Raw genomic sequence first — 17,820 nt, 5'->3', positions numbered from 1 at the left:
AAGGAACGGACGCTTCCTTTGTACTCACCCTCTCGGGCTTTCCTCCGGGCGCTTCCCTTCGGTCTTGCGTTTCCGACTCTATCAGATCTTTCCGATCCGATTTCCTCGGTGCTTTCCAGGTCGACGCTTTCGCGCTTTCCTTTCCGGCGGTTCCGACTTTATCAGATCCAGTTTCTCGCTCTGACCCCCAGTCAGCGGGGTTCGTCTTTCCGGCCGTTGCGGGCCGTTCCGACGAGTGAGACTTTAGCGGATTCCCGGCTCCCGACCTAATCGGGGTCCTGCTCCCTTTCGGGTGCGGATTCCTCATTCCACGAATACGCACGACAATGACGCGCCGGCAGACAGGCTGCTGACGTCGATCAGTAGTGGTACTTGCGGAGTGGCTGTCCGGGGCCGACCGGAGTCGGTGCTCACGTCGGACAACTCGGAGAACACTACGGATCCCCCAGGTGCGTGTCAACTCGCTGCGGTGTCCCCGCCCGGGGGCGTACTCTCGGGGCATGACGACGCGTACGCACAGCCAGTTCTGGTGGGCCGCCTGACGGCGGTCGTCCTGCGTATGCACCTCACGGCCGCCGCCTCGGCGGCCGTTTCGTTTTCTCCCTCCGGAGCTCGAGGGGCGGCCGCCCCGGGCGGCGGCCACCGACGCTCGACAGGAGTAGGGAGAAGAGAGATGACTCGGGTCTTCAGCGGTATCAAGCCGACCGGACATCTGACGCTGGGGAACTACCTCGGAGCCATGCGGCAGTGGGCCACGGTGGACCAGTACCGGGCGGACGCGCTGTTCTGCATCGTCGACCTGCACGCCCTCACCGTGGACCACGATCCGGCGCGGGTGCGCCGGCTGAGCAGGCAGGCGGCCACGCTGCTGCTGGCCTCCGGGCTGGATCCGGAGCGGTGCACGGTGTTCGTGCAGAGCCATGTGGACGAGCACGCCCGGCTGTCGTACCTGCTGGAGTGTGTGGCCACGGAAGGCGAGATGCGCCGGATGATCCAGTACAAGGAGAAGGCGGCGCGTGAGCGGCGGCGGGGCGGGAGCGTGCGGCTGTCGCTGCTGACGTATCCGGTGCTGATGGCGGCGGACATCCTGGCGTACGGGGCGGACGAGGTGCCCGTCGGGAACGACCAGACGCAGCACGTGGAGCTGGCGCGGGACCTCGCCGTGCGGTTCAACCAGCGGTACGGACACACGTTCGTCGTGCCGCGGGCGACCAACCCGGCGGTGGCGGCGCGGGTGATGAACCTCCAGGACCCCGTCTCGAAGATGGGCAAGAGCAACGACACCGGGCCGGGGATCGTCTATCTGCTGGACGAGCCGGACGTGGTGCGGAAGAAGATCATGCGCGCCGTGACCGACAGCGGCAGCGAAGTCGTCTACGACCGGGAGTCGCGGCCGGGGCTCGCGAATCTGCTGGAGATCCTGGCGGCCTGCACCGGTGGGGAGCCGGCGGAGCTGGCGGCGTCCTACGACGGGTACGGAGCCCTGAAGAGAGACACCGCGGACGCGGTGATCGAAGTGCTGCGGCCGTTGCGGAAGCGGCACCAGGAGTTGTGCGCCGACCCCGGCCATCTGGAGGGCGTGCTGCGGGAGGGGGCCGAGCGGGCGCGGGGGATGGCGCGGCCGACGGTGGACGCCGCCTACCGGGCGATCGGGCTGCTCCCCGCCTCGGACGAGGAGGCGGTGACGCCGGCCGCGGCCCGGTAGGCCGGTGATCAGCCGTTGTTGCCGGAGGCGAGCTCGCGGCTGCGGTCGCGGGCGGCCTCCAGGGCGGCGATGAGGGCCGCGCGGACGCCGTGGTTCTCCAGCTCGCGGATGGCGTTGATGGTGGTGCCTGCGGGGGAGGTGACGTTCTCCCGCAGCTTCACGGGGTGCTCGCCGCTGTCGCGGAGCATCGTCGCGGCGCCGATCGCGGACTGCACGATCAGGTCGTGCGCCTTGTCGCGGGGCAGGCCGAGCAGGATGCCGGCGTCCGTCATGGCCTCGACCAGGTAGAAGAAGTACGCCGGTCCTGAGCCGGAGAGCGCCGTGCAGGCGTCCTGCTGGGACTCGGGGACGCGGAGGGTCTTGCCGACGGCGCCGAAGATCTCCTCGGCGTGGGCGAGGTGGTCCGCGGTGGCGTGGCGGCCGGCGGAGATGACCGACATGGCCTCGTCGACGAGGGCGGGGGTGTTGGTCATGACGCGGACGACCGGGGTGCCCTCGGCGAGGCGCTCCTCGAAGTACGCGGTGGGGATGCCCGCCGCGCCGCTGATGACCAGTCGGTCGGCGGGGACGTGCGGGGCGAGCTCGTCGAGGAGGGTGCCCATGTCCTGCGGCTTGACCGTGAGGATCAGGGTGTCGGCGGTCTTGGCGGCTTCCTGGTTGGTGACCGGGGTGACGCCGTGACGCGCGCGGAGGTCGTCGGCGCGCTCCTGACGGCGGGCGGTGACCAGGAGGTCGGCGGGGGACCAGCCGGCGCGGATCATTCCGCTGAGCAGGGCTTCGCCGATCTTGCCGGTGCCGAGGACTGCGACTTTCTGGGTCATGGCTGGGGGTGCCCTCCGGGGGTGGGTCGTCCTGGGGCGATTGTCCCATCCGGGGGGTGGTGGGGGCGGGGGTGTCCGGTGGGCGGACGGGCCCGTGGGGGTGCGGGGCGGTTGGTTCGCCCCCGCCGCCCGGACCAGCTGGTTATGCGCTCCTGCGCTTCAAGGTGGCCGCGCCCAGGGTCAGGACCAGGAGGGCGACGGCCGCCACGATCGTGATGTCGCGCAGGAACGCGGTCGTGAGGTCGGCGTGGTGGAGGACCTCGTTCATGCCGTCGACGGCGTAGGACATGGGGAGGACGTCGGAGACCGCCTCCAGGACCGGGTGCATGGCGTCGCGCGGGGTGAAGAGGCCGCACAGCAGCAGCTGCGGGAAGATCACCGCCGGCATGAACTGCACCGCCTGGAACTCGGACGCCGCGAACGCCGACACGAACAGGCCGAGGGCGGTGCCGAGGAGCGCGTCGAGCAGGGCGACGAGGAGCAGCAGCCAGGGGCTGCCGACGACGTCGAGGTCCAGGAACCACACCGCGAGGCCGGTGGCGAGGGCCGACTGGACGACCGCTACGGCGCCGAAGGCGAGGGCGTAGCCGGCGATCAGGTCACCCTTGCCGAGGGGCATGGCGAGCAGGCGTTCCAGGGTGCCCGAGGTGCGTTCGCGCAGGGTGGCGATCGACGTGACCAGGAACATCGTGATCAGCGGGAAGATGCCGAGCAGCGAGGCGCCGATGGTGTCGAAGGTGCGGGCGCTGCCGTCGAAGACGTAGCGGAGCAGGAAGAGCATCACGCACGGGACGAGGATCATCAGCGCGATGGTGCGCGGGTCGTGGCGGAGCTGGCGCAGGACCCGGGCGGCGGTGGCGGTGGTGCGCGGCAGGCTGAGTCCGCTCGTGGCGGTCATCGGGAGGACTCCTTGGTGCGGGCGGCCGCGGTGGCCTCGTCGACCAGCCTGAGGAACGCGGCTTCGACGGTGTCGGCGCCGGTGCGGGTGCGCAGGGCCTCGGGGGTGCCGTCGGCGAGGACCTCGCCCGCGCGCATGAGGAGCAGCTGGTGGCAGCGCTCGGCCTCGTCCATCACGTGGGAGGAGACGAGGAGGGTGGCGCCGCGCTCGGCGGCGAGGTCGTGGAAGAGCTGCCAGAGGTCGCGGCGGAGTACGGGGTCCAGGCCGACGGTGGGTTCGTCGAGGACCAGCAGCTCGGGCGTGCCGAGGAGGGCCACGGCGAGGGAGACGCGGCTGCGCTGGCCGCCGGAGAGGGCGCCGGCGAGGGAGTCGGCGTGGCCGGTGAGGTCGACGTCGGCGATGGCCCGGGTGACGTTGTCGTGGCGGCGGTCGGCGGCGGATCTGCCCGGGTCGAGGATCGCGGCGAAGTAGTCGAGGTTCTGGCGGACGGTCAGGTCGTCGTAGACGGACGGGGCCTGGGTGACGTAGCCGATGCGGGTGCGCAGGGAGGGGTGGCCGGCGGGGTGGCCGAGGACGTCGAGGGTGCCGGTGACCTTGGCCTGGGTGCCGACGACGGCGCGCATGAGCGTGGACTTGCCGCAGCCGGAGGGGCCGAGGAGGCCGGTGATGCGGCCGCGGGGGACGGTGAAGCCGAGGCCGCGCAGCACGGTGCGGGATCCCCGGACGACGGTGAGGTCCTGGGCGTGGACGGCCGGCTCCTCCGGGGGCCGGGAGGAATAATTCATCATGTGATGAATACTCCTCCCGGCGGCGCGGACGCGTCAAGCCGCCGGTGGCCTGGAGGCGAGGAGGAGGACGACGTCGTACGTCTCCTCGACGATCCCGTCCGGGAACACCTCGAGGACGTGGCGGCGCTCCTCGGCGAGGAAGGCGGCGGTGCGGTCGGGGCTCTGGACGAGGAAGACGGAGTGGCTGCCGATGTTCGCCAGGTGGGCGTCGACGGGGATGCGGCGGCTCCACCGGACGGTGCGGCGCGTGAAGTCCAGACGGCCGGAGGGGTCGGCTGTCGCGGCGCCGATGTCGTTCTTCTCGCGGGAGAAGTCCCGCCCGAAGTGCCGGCCGGCCCGCGCGGACGCCTCGGCGATCCACGGGACGTCGTCGGCGCTGGTGTTCCACCACAGGGCGAGGGCGCCGCCCGGGCGCAGTACGCGCAGGGCCTCGGGGACGGAGCGGGCGGAGTCGGTCCAGTGCCAGGACTGGGCGTAGGTGATCAGGTCGGCGCTGTGGGTGGCGAGGGGAAGGGCGTTGCCGTCGCCGCGGACGACCGGTGTGCCGGGGAGGCGGCGGCGGAACTCCCCCGCCATGCCCTCGCCCGGTTCGACGGCGACGACGTGCGCGCCGCGTTCGAGCAGGCGGGCGGTGGCCGTCCCGGTGCCGGCGCCGACGTCCGCGACCCGGCATCCCGCGAGCGGGCGGGCGGTGAGCTCCTCGATCGCGTCGAACAGGGCGGGCGGATAGGTGGGGCGGTGGTCCGCGTACTGCGCGGCGACCGCGTTGAAGGAGTGGGCCCGGGCGGTGTGGGGGACCTGGTCGGCCCTTGATGGCGTCATGCGGCCATGGTCGCCGCGGGGCGGGGCGTGGGGTGCGGGTTTTCCCGGGAGTTGGGCCGGGACGCGGGTCAGGCGTCGCGGCGGCGGCGCTTGCGCGAAGGGTTGCCGGAGCGGCGGGTGACGCGGCGGTCGTACTCCTCGCGGGCCTGCTCGTACTCGGCGCGGTGCAGCTTCTCGCCGGGGGCCTCGGTGAGGGAGCGGAAGAAGTAGGCGAGGAGCGAGCCGACGAACCCGATGGACAGCAGTCCGCGCAGGGACGACTGGCGGGCGGGGTCGGGGCGGGTGGAGAAGGAGCCCCAGGTGTGGCCGAAGGCGAGGGCGCTGCAGACCGCGAACATCACGACGACGAGGAGCGAGACGAAGCCGCCGACGGCGGCGATCTGAAGCCCCTGGTAGGCGAACCGCAGCACGAAGCAGGCGGCGGCCGCGGCGGCCAGCGACCCGACGGCCACGCCCAGCCGGCGGGCGGCGTACCCACGGGAGTGGTCGACCCAGGTCGTCCCGAAGAAACGGAGGGGTTCGGGCTGGGGGCCGGCGGGGGTGGCCGGGACGCCGTTCGCGGGGTTCTCTTCTGCGCTCACGGGTCGATTGTGACTCCTCCCCCACGCGACCGTGGAACGTCCCCCGGCCCCGCCCCGTCGAGGTGGGCCGGGGACGTCCGCGCACCGGGCGACTAGCAGCGGCGGGCGACGTACCCGTCACTGCCGGTGCGGACGTAGGCGTCGGAGACGTACTGGCCGTTGCCGATGTTGTCCCAGATGTTCGAGGTGCCGTAGGGGCCCGTCACCCGGGTCCCCGGCGTCTGGCAGTTGATCCGGACCCGGGCGCCCTCGGCCAGGACACGGACGACCGCATAGCTGGTACCGGGGCCGCTGCGGACGTTCAGCCGGTAGCCGGGGGCCACCGGGTACGACGTCGCGAGCGCGGACGCCGCGGCCGTCGCCTCCCCCGCGCCCTCGGCGTCAGTGACGGCTCCGCTCTGCTCGACAGACATGGAAAAACCTCCCCCGTCGCGCCCCACGGCTGTCATGGGGCCGCGTTGCTTCCCTTGATGTCACTCATGAAACACCACTTCACCCTTCGCACAAGGAGACGGGCACGCCGCAGCTGTCCCGTACACACCATCGACTAGGCTCCGAGCGGTCGCGCGCGCGAACGAGAAGCACGGGGGTGGTTCCATGACGCCGCAGCGGAACAGCGGCGGGGCAGATGCGGAAGCGGAACTTCCTGAATACGCCGGGCACTACCGTCTGGAGTCCTGTCTGGGTTCCGGCGGCATGGGCGTCGTGCATCTGGCCCGCAGCCCCTCCGGCATGCGCGTCGCGGTGAAGGTCGTCCACGCCCGCTACGCCATGGACCCCGAGTTCAGAGGGCGCTTCCGGCAGGAGGTGGCCGCCGCGCGACGCGTGAGCGGAGCCTTCACGGCACCCGTGGTCGACGCCGACCCCGACGCGGAGCGCCCGTGGATGGCCACCCTCTACATCCCCGGCCCGACGCTTTCCGAACAGGTGAACCGGAACGGGCCCATGGACCCGGACCAGTCGCGTCGCCTGATGGCGGGGCTCGCGGAGGCGCTGCGGGACATCCACCGGGTCGGCGTCGTGCACCGGGATCTGAAACCGAGCAACGTCCTGCTCGCCGACGACGGCCCCAAGGTCATCGACTTCGGCATCTCCCGGCCCCGGGACAGCGAACTGCGCACCGAGACGGGCAAGTTGATCGGCACACCGCCGTTCATGGCGCCCGAACAGTTCCGCAGCCCCCGTGACGTGGGCCCCGCCGCCGACATGTTCGCTCTCGGCTCGCTCGTGGTGCACGCGACGACGGGACGCGGTCCGTTCGACTCCGACAGCCCGTACGTCGTCGCCTACCAGGTCGTCCACGACGAGCCCGACCTGACGGGCGTTCCGGAGTCCCTCGCGCCGTTGGTGCGAAAGTGTCTGGCCAAGGAGCCCGACGACCGGCCCACGCCCGACGAGCTCATGCGGGAATTGCGCTCCGTGTCGGCGAAGTACGACACGCAGGTCCTCGTGCCGACGCAACGCACCTCTGGACCGGAGGAGTTGCCCGAGGCACCGAAGGCGTCCGGCGCACTGGACGAAGCCGCCGACGAGGTCCCGCCTGACGCACCCGTGAAGCGGTTCCCGCGGCGACCGGGCCGACGGGCGGCCCTGGTGACCGGAGTGTTGTGCGTCGCCGTGCTCGGCGGGCTCGCCGCGCTGCAGGCATTCGGTGACGCGCAACCGCCGCGACGGACCGCCGCAGCGCAGAGCACGCCGGCCGGCTCCGCCGTGTGGGAGACGGTGCCCGCCTCGGAGGACAGTGGCGTGCCGCAGTGCACGCACGGGGCCGGGAAGCTGCTGTGCGCGGTGCCCGGTCTGGTCTTCGCCCTCGATCCGGCCGACGGCCGCACCGTGTGGCGGCACGATGTCGCGCCGGGGCCTACGCGGAGCGAACCGCCCGTCCTGTCCGGCGGCCTGCTCCATCCCTCACTCGACCGGATCGGCGACCTGGAGGCACTCGACCCTGCCACCGGCGAGCCAGTGTGGCAGCAGGACGACACACCGGCCTACGAGGGGATCCGGGCGGTGGGCGACACCCTGCTGCTGACCGGCTCCGACGGCATGGTCACGGGGGTGGACAGCGCGTCGGGCGAGACCGTGTGGTCCCGTCGGATCCCCGGCCAGGCCGTGCCCTACTTCACCTCGTTCGCCGGTGAGAAGGACCCCGCGGCCTATGCGGCGACCACCTCCGACGACGGGAGCACGACCCGCGTCACAGCGGTCGACCCCTCGACGGGGGACGTGCGGTGGGACGCCGAGTTCGAAGGGACGCTGACGCCGGCCGGAACCGCCGACGGTCAGGTGTTCCTCCTGGCCGACGGAGGCATCCACGGGGACACCGCGGCCGTGGTCCGGTACACGCCCGACACCGGCGAGACCCAGCGGGTCACGCTGCCCGTGCCGGTCGCGGACGCGGAGGCCGGAGTGCGGGGCGACACCGTGCACCTCATGGGAGCGGGCGGCTCGCTCGTCGCCGTCGACATGGCCGCCGGCGAACAGCTGTGGCGGCTGGAGACGGGGATCAGCTGGGGTTCGGTGCCCGTATCGGACGGACGGCACGTGTACGTCTCCGCCCCCGACGGACGGCTGCTCGGCGTGGACGCCCGCACGGGCAAGCTCCTGGGACAGACCCGGCCGCGGCTCGGACCCGCGTCCGACCGGATCCCCGGGACACTGGCCGCCCCCGTCCTCGCCCACAACCGCGTCTACGCCTCCGCCCCCGACGGCACCGTCTTCGCCGTGGACGCGGGCGACCCCGCCGCCTGGTGACAGGCAGCGGGGCCGTGCGCGGGCCTCAGCCCAGCTTGGTCACGTCACGGACCGCGCCCTTGTCCGCGCTCGTCGCCATCGCGGCGTAGGCGCGCAGGGCCGCGGAGACCTTGCGGTCGCGGTTCTTCGGGGCGTAGCGGCCGGCGAGGGCCTCCTCGCGGCGGGACAGTTCCGCGTCGTCGACCAGCAGTTCGATGGAGCGGTTCGGGATGTCGATGCGGATGCGGTCGCCGTCCTCGACCAGGGCGATCGTGCCGCCCGAGGCCGCCTCCGGGGAGGCGTGGCCGATGGACAGGCCCGAGGTGCCGCCGGAGAAACGGCCGTCGGTGATCAGCGCGCACGTCTTCCCGAGGCCGCGGCCCTTGAGGTACGAGGTCGGGTAGAGCATCTCCTGCATGCCGGGGCCGCCCTTGGGACCCTCGTAGCGGATGACGACGACGTCGCCCTCCTTGACCTGCTGGGTGAGGATCTTCTGGACGGCCTCCTCCTGCGACTCGCAGACGACCGCCGGGCCCTCGAAGGTCCAGATGGACTCGTCGACGCCGGCCGTCTTGACGACGCAGCCGTCGACGGCGAGGTTGCCGCGCAGCACGGCGAGGCCGCCGTCCTTGGAGTAGGCGTGCTCGACGGAGCGGATGCAGCCGCCCTCGGCGTCCACGTCCAGGGAGTCCCAGCGCTCGGACTGGGAGAAGGCCTCGGCGGAGCGCTTGCAGCCGGGGGCCGCGTGCCAGAGTTCCACGGCCTCGGCGGACGGGGAGCCGGACCGGACGTCCCAGGTCTTCAGCCAGTCGGCCAGGGACGGGCTGTGGACGGAGTGGACGTCCTCGTTGAGCAGGCCCGCGCGGTGCAGCTCGCCGAGGAGGGCCGGGATGCCGCCCGCCCGGTGCACGTCCTCCATGTAGTACGTGCGGTCCCCCGCGACGTTGGGCGCGACCTTGGCCAGGCAGGGGACGCGGCGCGAGAGGGCGTCCATCTCGGTGAGGCCGTAGGCGACGTCCGCCTCCTGGGCGGCGGCCAGCAGGTGCAGGATCGTGTTGGTGGAGCCGCCCATCGCGATGTCGAGCGCCATGGCGTTCTCGAAGGCCGCGGGGGTGGCGATGCTGCGGGGCAGGACCGAGTCGTCGTCCTGCTCGTAGTAGCGGCGGGTGAGGTCCAGGACCGTCTCGGCCGCACGGACGTACAGGTCCTTGCGGGCGGTGTGGGTGGCGAGGACCGAGCCGTTGCCGGGGAGGGAGAGGCCGATGGCCTCGGTCAGGCAGTTCATCGAGTTGGCGGTGAACATGCCCGAACAGGAGCCGCAGGTGGGGCAGGCGTTCTCCTCGATGCGGAGGATGTCCTCGTCGGAGATCTTGTCGTTGACCGCCTCCGACATCGCGTCGACCAGGTCGAGCGTGCGGACCGTGCCGTCGACGAGCGTGGCCCGGCCGGACTCCATCGGGCCGCCGGAGACGAAGACCGTGGGGATGTTCAGCCGCAGCGCGGCGTTGAGCATGCCCGGGGTGATCTTGTCGCAGTTGGAGATGCAGATCAGGGCGTCGGCGCAGTGGGCCTCGACCATGTACTCCACGCTGTCGGCGATCAGGTCGCGGGAGGGCAGCGAGTAGAGCATGCCGCCGTGGCCCATGGCGATGCCGTCGTCGACGGCGATGGTGTTGAACTCGCGCGGGATGCCGCCGGCCGCGACGACCGCCTCGCTGACGATCCGGCCGACCGGCGCGAGGTGGGTGTGGCCGGGGACGAACTCCGTGAAGCTGTTGGCGACCGCGATGATCGGCTTCCGGCCGATGTCCGCACCGGGTACACCGGAGGCGCGCATAAGGGCGCGGGCGCCCGCCATGTTGCGGCCGTGGGTGACTGTGCGGGACCTCAGCTCGGGCATCGTCGCTCGCTCCTTCAGACCTTCGGGGAGTCTCCGCCAGAGAGTTCTGACTGCATCGAGCGTACGCCGGTCATCCAGAGGGCGGGACAGGGTGTCCGGAATACGGGACGCGTGTCTCAGAGGTCCGACGCTCAGGGCCCGGTGAGGTGGCCCTGCACGACGGGGGCGACCCTGCGGACGAGGTCCTCCGGGTCGGCCGAGGCGAGCGGTTCGACCCGGATCACGTACCGGATCATCGCGATGCCGACGAGCTGGGCGGCGGCCAGTTCGGCCCGCAGTTCCGCGTCGGGGCGGTCGAGCTGTCCGGCGATCCTGCGCAGCAGCTGGCTGGCGACGAGGCGGCGGAAGACGGCGGCCGCGGTGTCGTTGTTGACGGCGGAGCGGACGATCGCGAGCAGCGGGGTGCGCGTGACCGGGTTCTCCCACAGTCCGATGATCACGCGGGTCATCCGCTCGCCCACCTCGTCGAGCGGCCCTTCGAGCAGCGCGTCCCGCTCGGCGAGGGCCGGTCCGAAGGCGACCTCGACGGCGGCCTCGAAGACCCGCTCCTTGGTGCCGAAGTAGTGGTGCACCAGGGCGGAGTCGACCCCGGCGGCCTTGGCGATGCCCCGCACGGACGTCTTCTCGTAGCCGCGTGCGGAGAACTCCTCGCGCGCCGCGTCGAGGATGCGGGCACGGGTGCCGGCCGACTCGGCGGCCGGGGGACGGCCGCGGCGCCGGGGGGCGCCGGTCCCGTCCGGGGAGGCGGCGGGGCCGTCGCTCGCGGTGACGCCGTTCATCGCCGCGGGACCCGGAGGGAGGAAGGGGTGGACAGGGAGGAAGGGGAGGACGCCGAGGCAAGGTGGAGGCGGGTGAAGGCGAGGGCCTCCGCCAGGTCGGCCTCACGTTCGGCGCTGGACATGGCGCGCCGGGTGTTGACCTCGATCACGACATGACCGTCGAAGCCGCCGCGCGCCAGCCCCTCCAGGACCTCGGCGCACGGCTGGTCGCCGCGGCCGGGCACCAGGTGCTCGTCCTTGGCGGAGCCCCGGCCGTCGGCCAGGTGCACGTGCCCCAGCCGGTCGCCCATGCGCTCCACCATCCGGAGCGTGTCCGTGCGGGAGGTGGAGGCGTGGCTCAGGTCGATCGTGAAGTGGCGGTAGTCCTCCTTGGTCACGTCCCAGTCGGGGGCGTAGGCCAGCATCTCGCGGTCGCGGTAGCGCCAGGGGTACATGTTCTCCACGGCGAACCGCACGTCGGTCTCGTTCGCCATCCGCCAGATGCCGTCGACGAAGTCGCGGGCGTACTGCCGCTGCCAGCGGAAGGGCGGGTGGACGACGACCGTCGACGCGCCGAGCTTCTCGGCGGCGGCCCGGGCCCGCTGGAGCTTGGTCCAGGGATCGGTGGACCACACGCGCTGCGTGATCAGCAGACAGGGCGCGTGGACGGCGAGGACGGGGATGCGGTGGTAGTCGCTGAGCCGGCGGAGGGCCTCGATGTCCTGGCTGACGGGGTCCGTCCAGACCATCACCTCGACGCCGTCGTACCCGAGGCGCGCGGCGATCTCGAAGGCCGTCGCCGTCGACTCCGGGTAGACGGAGGCCGTCGACAGGGCGACCTTCGCATCCGGGATGCGGACTACGTCCCTTGCTTCTGCCACGAGCCTCAGGTTACGGGGTGGGGTGGGGGCGGTGCGGGGTACCGCCTGGCCGTTGTGGTGTTTGCCATAGCGGGCGGCGGCGCCTTCGGGGCGGGCCCCGTCGGGGGTCAGGCGGGGCCCATGTGGTCGAGGCGGCGGAGTATGACGCCCTCCCGCAGCGCCCAGGGACAGATCTCCAGGCGCTCCACGCCGAAGAGGTCCATCGCGCCCTCGGCGACCATCGCGCCGGCGAGGAGCTGGCCCGCGCGGGCCTCGGACACGCCCGGCAGTTCGGCGCGCTCGGCGGCGGTCATCCCGGCCAGCCGCGGCACCCACGCCTCCAGCGACTCGCGCTTCAGCTCCCGCTGGACGTACAGGCCCTCGGCGGAGCCCGGGGCGCCCGCGAGCCGGGCGAGCTGCTTGAAGGTCTTGGAGGTGGCCACCACGTGGTCCGGGGCTCCGAACCGGCTGAAGTCGCCGACCGAGCGCGCTATCTCCGTACGCACGTGGCGGCGCAGCGCGCGGACGTCCTCGGCCTCGGGCGGGTCTCCGGGCAGCCAGCCGGCGGTGAGGCGGCCCGCGCCGAGCGGGAGCGACACCGCCGCGTCCGGCTCCTCGTCCATGCCGTAGGCGATCTCCAGGGAGCCGCCGCCGATGTCGATGACGAGCAGCTTCCCCGAGGACCAGCCGAACCAGCGGCGGGCGGCGAGGAAGGTGAGCTTCGCCTCCTCCTCACCGCTGAGCACCTGGAGTTCGACGCCGGTCTCGTCGCGGACGCGGGTGAGGACGTCGTCGGCGTTGCTCGCGTCGCGAACGGCGGAGGTCGCGAACGGCAGCAGCTCCTCCACGCCCTTGTCCTCGGCGGCCTGGAGCGCCTCGTGCACGACCGCCACCAGCCGGTCGATGCCGTCGGGGCCGATCGACCCGTCGTCGTCGAGGAGTTGGGCGAGGCGCAGTTCGGCCTTGTGCGAGTGCGCGGGCAGCGGCCGCGCGCCGGGGTGGGCGTCGACCACCAGCAGGTGCACCGTGTTCGAACCCACGTCGAGGACACCGAGTCTCATGTACGAAACGCTACTGCCCGCAGCACGCCGTGACGTCCGCTTCTCGACGGCCGGACCGGTGCCGGTGCGGGCCCGCGGCGACTTACCCTGGACAGGTGCCAAAGACGAAAAAGGCGAAGGACGAGAAGACGGACAAAACGGCCAGGAAGGAAAAGCGGGCCGGGCTGGCCGGGGATCCTTCGCGGGTGCCGGCCCCGCCGCAGGCGCCGCATCCGGCGCCTGTCGACGACGAGCAGGGCCTCGACTTCGCCCGTGCCTGGGTGGAATTCCCTGATCCGGCGGACGACGAGCAGGTCTTCCGCTGCGATCTGACATGGCTCACCTCTCGGTGGAACTGCATCTTCGGCAGCGGCTGCCAGGGCATCCAGGCCGGCCGCGCGGACGACGGGTGCTGCACCTTGGGTGCCCACTTCTCCGACGAGGACGACGAGAAGCGCGTCGCCGAGCATGTGGCGCGTCTCACACCGGACATCTGGCAGCACCACGCGGAGGGCACCCGCAACGGGTGGATCTCGGAGGACGAGGACGGCGAGCGCCAGACGCGTCCCTTCCAGGGCTCGTGCATTTTCCAGAACCGCCCCGGGTTCAAGGGCGGCATGGGCTGCTCGCTGCACATCCTCGCCCTCAAGGAGGGCCGCGAGCCGCTGGAGACCAAGCCGGACGTCTGCTGGCAGCTCCCCGTCCGGCGCACGTACGACTGGATCGACCGTCCCGACGACACGCGCGTGCTGCAGGTGTCGATCGGTGAGTACGACCGGCGCGGCTGGGGCCCCGGCGGCCACGACCTGCACTGGTGGTGCACCTCGGCGACCTCGGCGCACGGCGCGGGCGAGCCGGTGTACGTCTCCTACCGCCCGGAGCTGATCGAGCTGATGGGCAAGGCGGGGTACGACCGCCTGGTCGAGCTGTGCGAGGAGCGGCTGGCGTCGCAGCTGCCGCTGCTGGCGCCGCACCCGGCGGACCCGTCCTGACGGTCCGTCGCGGCGTCACCGGCGCCCGTCCCCTGCGCGGGGGCGGGCGCCTTCTCATGGCTACGGCGTTTCCGGGTCCGGGGCGCCCGGTTCGGCGGGCGTGGAGACGCTCGGCTCCGGGGGCACGGGGTCCGCGGGCGACGGCTCGGTGGGGGACGGGTCGGTCGGGGCGGGGTCGTCCGTCGAGGGCTCCGGGTCCGGGTCCGAGGAGGAGGGCGGGTCCGTGGGCGTGGGGTCGGAGGGCGACGGCGTCGTGGGGTCCGGGTGCGAGGGCGACGGGGGCGGGCCGCTCGGGGTGCCCGGGGCCGACGGGGAGCCGGTGACCGGGCTCGACGGGGCGGGACCGTATCCCTCGATGGACACCACCGAGCCTGCCGGGGAGACCGCCACCGTGGCCCGCCAGTGGCCGGACGGCTCGCGCAGCTGGTCGACGAAGACCCGGATCGTGACCGACTCGCCCGGGGCGAGGGTGCCCGACGAGCGGTTCAGGTAGAGCCAGGAGGCGCCGGTGGACGCGGACCAGCGGACCGGTCCGTCGCCCCGCGCGGTCAGGGTGATCAGTGTGGTGTCACCGCTGTGGGCGGCCGTCACGCCGAGCTCCGCGGCGCCCTCGTGCCCGGCGCCGGCGACCTCGACGACCTCCACGGACACGTCCGGCGCGCCGTCGGCGCCGAAGCGGGTGGTGGGGCGGGGCTCGGCGTTGCCGGCGTTCTCGTAGCCGGCGCCGCCCTCGCCGTCGAACTCCACGGTGCCGTCCTCGCGCGCGGAGGACGGGCCGCCGCCCACGCCCTCGCCCACCGGGGTGCCCCGGTAGGCGGCCCACAGCGCCAGCACCGGCGCGGCGACGACCGTGGCGACGACGGTCGTGGTGACGGCACGCGCGCGGAGGCGGTCACGGCGGGCGACCCGGTCCTTGGGGTTCATGGGGAAGCCGCGCCGGTCGAAGCGGGGCGCGGCGCCACGCGCGCGTGGGTGGTGCGCGAGGGCGGTGTGCAGGGCGGCGGTCGGCGCCGGCACGAGCGGAAGGGTGTCCGGGGTGACGCTGGTGCCGGGCCACCGGCCCGGGACGGCCCGCTCGGCGGTACGGCGGCAGCGCGGGCAGTCGTCGACATGGCGGACGAGTTCGCGGCGCAGCGTGGTGCCGAGCACCATGCCCTGGTCGCCCGTGAGGTGCGCCACGCCCGGGCAGGCGCCGGTCTCGACGACGGCGAGGGCCGCACGGGTGCGTTCCACCTCGCAGGCAGCGGTGGCGAGCAGTTCGCGGGCCGCGGCCGGGGCCATGCCGAGCACGGAGGCGACCTCGTGGGCGGCGAGACGGTGCCGGACGGCGAGTTCGAGCGCCTCGCGCTGCTCCGGGCTGGTGCCGGCGGCCTCCGGCCAGGCCAGCGCGGCCAGTTCACGGCGGCGCCGCTCCTGCTCCTCGGGGGCCACGGCGGAGGCTCCCTGGTGGCCCGCGGAGTCACGCTTCCTGCCGGAACGGCCGCCGGCGTGGGAGGCCTGACGGCTCTGCCTGGCCTCGGCCAGCTTGCGCAGACACGCCCAGCGGGCGAGGGCGTACAGCCACGCGCGGAGGCCGCCGAGTTCATCCGGGACGTGCCGGTCGCGGCGCTCCGCGAGGTGGAGCGCGTCGGCCAGGGCGGCGGTCGCCGCGTCGTGGTCGCACAGGACGGACAGGCAGTAGGTGAACAGGCCGTCCAAGTGCGGCTCGTAGCGGGCGGCCGGCCGCCGGGCCAGCGTGCGCGCGGCCGCCTGGTCGCGCGCTTCCCGGTGCGTCCGGTGGGTTCCGTTCGTACGGGTGGACGTACGCGTCGAGGTGTCCGGGCCGCTGCTCATCATTCGGCGACCGTAGGGGCCGGGCGGCGACGCCTTCCGGTGCCGTGCGCACTTTTAATCCGTACGGGTGAAACGATCCCTCAATCCGGGGACAGGAACCTTTCCCCGCCGCGTGAGCGGCCACGACGCGGGCGCGCTACGCCGTGGACGCAGGCGCGCTACGTCGTGGCCGCGGGCGCCCCCTGAGCCCCGCCGGGGCTTCCCGCCCCGGCCTCCCCGGCACCCGGGCGGACCGCGGCCACACGGCGGAAGGGGCTTCAGCCGCTGCGGGCCGCTGGGCCTCCCCTGCGCGGCCACCGGCACCGGGTGGACCGCGCCCGCACGGCGGAAGGGGGCTTGCCGGCACTGCGGGCGCTTGGGCGCCCCGGCTCCTCGGCACCCGGGCGGACCGGGCCCGTCGGCGCACACGGCAGAACCGATGCGCCCGGCCGTGCGCCGCTCACGGGGGCCGCGCACCGCGGCCCGCACGAGGGCGGGCGTCCCTCGCCGTCGAGGTGTCGGGGCGGCCCGCCGGGCCGAGGGCCGGCCATCGCGGGCGGCGGTGCGCCCGGCGGGTCGGCGTGGCCACGCGGCCCTTCCGGGCCGGGGGCGGGCCCCCGGTGTCAGAGGGGGCCGTTACCTTTTGGGCATGGCTGCCCGTACCAAGACCTCCAAGGACCGTCCGTCCTACCGCTGCACCGAGTGCGGATGGCAGACGGCCAAGTGGCTCGGGCGGTGTCCCGAGTGCCAGGCCTGGGGGACGGTCGAGGAGTACGGTGCGGCGCCCGCCGTGCGGACGACCGCGCCGGGCCGGGTCACCACGTCCGCGCTGCCCATCGGGCAGGTCGACGGCAAGCAGGCCACCGCCCGCTCCACGGGCGTGCCCGAGCTGGACCGGGTGCTCGGCGGCGGTCTTGTGCCCGGCGCCGTGGTGCTGGTCGCGGGCGAGCCGGGCGTCGGCAAGTCCACGCTGCTGCTGGACGTCGCCGCCAAGTCCGCGAGCGACGAGCACCGCACCCTCTACGTCACGGGTGAGGAGTCGGCGAGTCAGGTCCGGCTGCGCGCCGACCGCATCCACGCCATCGACGACCACCTCTACCTCGCCGCCGAGACGGATCTGTCCGCCGTGCTCGGCCACTTGGACGCGGTGAAGCCGTCGCTGCTGATCCTGGACTCGGTGCAGACGGTGGCGTCCCCCGAGATCGACGGCGCCCCGGGCGGCATGGCGCAGGTGCGCGAGGTCGCGGGCGCCCTCATCCGGGCGTCCAAGGAGCGCGGGATGTCCACGCTGCTCGTGGGCCATGTCACCAAGGACGGCGCCATCGCGGGCCCCCGCCTGCTGGAGCACCTGGTGGACGTGGTGCTGCACTTCGAGGGCGACCGGCACGCCCGCCTGCGCCTGGTCCGCGGCGTCAAGAACCGCTACGGCACGACCGACGAGGTCGGCTGCTTCGAACTGCACGACGAGGGCATCACGGGCCTCGCGGACCCGAGCGGACTTTTCCTGACCCGTCGTGACGAACCGGTCCCGGGCACCTGTCTGACCGTCACCCTGGAGGGCCGCCGCCCGCTGGTCGCCGAGGTGCAGGCGCTCACCGTGGACTCGCAGATCCCCTCCCCCCGCCGCACCACCTCCGGCCTGGAGACCTCCCGCGTCTCGATGATGCTGGCCGTGCTGGAACAGCGCGGCCGGATCAGCGCCTTGGGCAAAAGGGACATCTACTCCGCGACGGTCGGCGGGGTGAAGCTCTCCGAGCCGGCCGCGGACCTGGCCGTCGCGCTCGCCCTGGCGTCGGCCGCGAGCGACACCCCGCTGCCGAAGAACCTCGTCGCGATCGGCGAGGTGGGCCTCGCGGGCGAGGTGAGACGCGTCACGGGCGTGCAGCGCAGGCTCGCCGAGGCGCACCGCCTCGGCTTCACGCACGCCCTGGTGCCGGGCGATCCGGGCAAGGTCCCGGCGGGCATGAAGGTACTGGAAGTGGCGGACATAGGGGACGCGCTGCGGGTCCTTCCCCGCTCCCGTCGGCGAGAGGCCCCACGGGAGCAGGAGGACCGCCGGTAGACTTTGCCCAGGTCTCGCCCGTCCGTACGAAGCGCGGGGGCGCCCAGAACC

Annotated in this window: 15 protein-coding genes; 4 read left to right on the top strand and 11 right to left on the bottom strand. The window is 73.0% G+C overall.

The features are described from left to right. Positions 1-673 precede the first annotated feature (673 nt). Positions 674-1,705: a tryptophan--tRNA ligase gene (gene trpS / locus ACQZOG_RS16385; protein WP_033277993.1), complete on the top strand. Its 1,032-nt coding sequence runs from the start codon at positions 674-676 to the stop codon at positions 1,703-1,705. Between the two features lie 8 nt (positions 1,706-1,713). On the opposite strand, the gene proC is transcribed toward trpS, so the two are convergent. The 6 genes from proC to ACQZOG_RS16355 form a co-directional block, all read right to left on the bottom strand. Then, positions 1,714-2,526 (bottom strand): pyrroline-5-carboxylate reductase, encoded by an 813-nt coding sequence (gene proC / locus ACQZOG_RS16380; protein ID WP_033277994.1) that lies wholly within the window; start codon positions 2,524-2,526, stop codon positions 1,714-1,716. 142 nt (positions 2,527-2,668) lie between these two features. After that, positions 2,669-3,424, bottom strand: coding sequence for an ABC transporter permease (locus tag ACQZOG_RS16375; protein ID WP_033277995.1), 756 nt, complete (start codon positions 3,422-3,424; stop codon positions 2,669-2,671). Beyond that, on the bottom strand, positions 3,421-4,212 hold the full coding sequence (locus tag ACQZOG_RS16370; protein ID WP_033277996.1) for an ABC transporter ATP-binding protein: 792 nt from the start codon (positions 4,210-4,212) through the stop codon (positions 3,421-3,423). The genes ACQZOG_RS16375 and ACQZOG_RS16370 overlap by 4 nt, the downstream gene beginning before the upstream one ends. Before the next feature lie 33 nt (positions 4,213-4,245). Further along, complete coding sequence (locus ACQZOG_RS16365) at positions 4,246-5,034, bottom strand: class I SAM-dependent methyltransferase (RefSeq protein ID WP_230229022.1); 789 nt, start codon at positions 5,032-5,034, stop codon at positions 4,246-4,248. A gap of 68 nt (positions 5,035-5,102) precedes the next feature. After that, positions 5,103-5,615, bottom strand: coding sequence for a hypothetical protein (locus ACQZOG_RS16360; RefSeq protein WP_037640918.1), 513 nt, complete (start codon positions 5,613-5,615; stop codon positions 5,103-5,105). A gap of 92 nt (positions 5,616-5,707) precedes the next feature. Continuing rightward, positions 5,708-6,028: an SH3 domain-containing protein gene (locus ACQZOG_RS16355; RefSeq protein WP_033277999.1), complete on the bottom strand. Its 321-nt coding sequence runs from the start codon at positions 6,026-6,028 to the stop codon at positions 5,708-5,710. Positions 6,029-6,212: 184 nt separating this feature from the next. Here ACQZOG_RS16355 and ACQZOG_RS16350 point away from each other — a divergent pair, with 184 nt between their 5' ends. Beyond that, a complete protein-coding gene (locus ACQZOG_RS16350) occupies positions 6,213-8,366 on the top strand; it encodes a serine/threonine-protein kinase (RefSeq protein ID WP_286199475.1) in 2,154 nt (717 codons plus the stop codon). A gap of 25 nt (positions 8,367-8,391) precedes the next feature. Here ACQZOG_RS16350 and ilvD read toward each other — a convergent pair whose 3' ends face one another. From ilvD to ACQZOG_RS16330, 4 genes are all read right to left on the bottom strand, one after another. Beyond that, a complete protein-coding gene (gene ilvD, locus ACQZOG_RS16345; protein ID WP_033278001.1) occupies positions 8,392-10,245 on the bottom strand; it encodes a dihydroxy-acid dehydratase in 1,854 nt (617 codons plus the stop codon). A gap of 131 nt (positions 10,246-10,376) precedes the next feature. Continuing rightward, the gene (locus tag ACQZOG_RS16340; RefSeq protein ID WP_037640914.1) at positions 10,377-11,024 is read right to left on the bottom strand and encodes a TetR/AcrR family transcriptional regulator; all 648 of its coding nucleotides are present in this window, start codon (positions 11,022-11,024) and stop codon (positions 10,377-10,379) included. Next, positions 11,021-11,884 carry a sugar phosphate isomerase/epimerase family protein gene (locus ACQZOG_RS16335; RefSeq protein ID WP_033278003.1) on the bottom strand — a complete coding sequence of 288 codons (864 nt, stop codon included), beginning with the start codon at positions 11,882-11,884 and terminating at the stop codon, positions 11,021-11,023. Before ACQZOG_RS16335 ends, ACQZOG_RS16340 begins: the two co-directional genes overlap by 4 nt. Positions 11,885-11,991: 107 nt before the next feature. Next, complete coding sequence (locus ACQZOG_RS16330; RefSeq protein WP_033278004.1) at positions 11,992-12,924, bottom strand: Ppx/GppA phosphatase family protein; 933 nt, start codon at positions 12,922-12,924, stop codon at positions 11,992-11,994. A 95-nt stretch (positions 12,925-13,019) separates the two neighbouring features. Between ACQZOG_RS16330 and ACQZOG_RS16325 the strand changes: the two genes are divergently transcribed. Continuing rightward, the gene (locus tag ACQZOG_RS16325; protein WP_033278005.1) at positions 13,020-13,895 is read left to right on the top strand and encodes a hypothetical protein; all 876 of its coding nucleotides are present in this window, start codon (positions 13,020-13,022) and stop codon (positions 13,893-13,895) included. A 60-nt stretch (positions 13,896-13,955) separates the two neighbouring features. Here the strand turns inward: ACQZOG_RS16325 and ACQZOG_RS16320 are convergent, their stop codons facing one another. Next, positions 13,956-15,731, bottom strand: coding sequence for a BACON domain-containing protein (locus ACQZOG_RS16320; protein WP_430741583.1), 1,776 nt, complete (start codon positions 15,729-15,731; stop codon positions 13,956-13,958). Positions 15,732-16,356: 625 nt separating this feature from the next. On the opposite strand from ACQZOG_RS16320, the gene radA reads away from it, so the two are divergent. Next, positions 16,357-17,769 carry a DNA repair protein RadA gene (gene radA / locus ACQZOG_RS16315; protein WP_037640906.1) on the top strand — a complete coding sequence of 471 codons (1,413 nt, stop codon included), beginning with the start codon at positions 16,357-16,359 and terminating at the stop codon, positions 17,767-17,769. The last annotated feature ends 51 nt before the right edge of the window (positions 17,770-17,820 follow it).

The sequence above is a fragment of the Streptomyces sp. P13-3-3 genome (assembly GCF_050571355.1).
Taxonomy (GTDB): domain Bacteria; phylum Actinomycetota; class Actinomycetes; order Streptomycetales; family Streptomycetaceae; genus Streptomyces; species Streptomyces althioticus.
This window is presented reverse-complemented; position numbering and strand designations above follow the sequence as displayed.

What these genes read in the sequence shown, in the direction of transcription:
- trpS (WP_033277993.1), top strand. Translation starts at nt 674, where the DNA reads ATGACTCGGGTCTTCAGCGGTATCAAGCCGACCGGACATCTGACGCTG.
- radA (WP_037640906.1), top strand. Translation starts at nt 16,357, where the DNA reads ATGGCTGCCCGTACCAAGACCTCCAAGGACCGTCCGTCCTACCGCTGC.
- ACQZOG_RS16355 (WP_033277999.1), bottom strand. Translation starts at nt 6,028, where the DNA reads ATGTCTGTCGAGCAGAGCGGAGCCGTCACTGACGCCGAGGGCGCGGGG.
- ACQZOG_RS16375 (WP_033277995.1), bottom strand. Translation starts at nt 3,424, where the DNA reads ATGACCGCCACGAGCGGACTCAGCCTGCCGCGCACCACCGCCACCGCC.
- ACQZOG_RS16370 (WP_033277996.1), bottom strand. Translation starts at nt 4,212, where the DNA reads ATGATGAATTATTCCTCCCGGCCCCCGGAGGAGCCGGCCGTCCACGCC.
- ilvD (WP_033278001.1), bottom strand. Translation starts at nt 10,245, where the DNA reads ATGCCCGAGCTGAGGTCCCGCACAGTCACCCACGGCCGCAACATGGCG.
- ACQZOG_RS16340 (WP_037640914.1), bottom strand. Translation starts at nt 11,024, where the DNA reads ATGAACGGCGTCACCGCGAGCGACGGCCCCGCCGCCTCCCCGGACGGG.
- ACQZOG_RS16350 (WP_286199475.1), top strand. Translation starts at nt 6,213, where the DNA reads ATGACGCCGCAGCGGAACAGCGGCGGGGCAGATGCGGAAGCGGAACTT.
- ACQZOG_RS16320 (WP_430741583.1), bottom strand. Translation starts at nt 15,731, where the DNA reads ATGATGAGCAGCGGCCCGGACACCTCGACGCGTACGTCCACCCGTACG.
- ACQZOG_RS16365 (WP_230229022.1), bottom strand. Translation starts at nt 5,034, where the DNA reads ATGACGCCATCAAGGGCCGACCAGGTCCCCCACACCGCCCGGGCCCAC.
- ACQZOG_RS16330 (WP_033278004.1), bottom strand. Translation starts at nt 12,924, where the DNA reads ATGAGACTCGGTGTCCTCGACGTGGGTTCGAACACGGTGCACCTGCTG.
- proC (WP_033277994.1), bottom strand. Translation starts at nt 2,526, where the DNA reads ATGACCCAGAAAGTCGCAGTCCTCGGCACCGGCAAGATCGGCGAAGCC.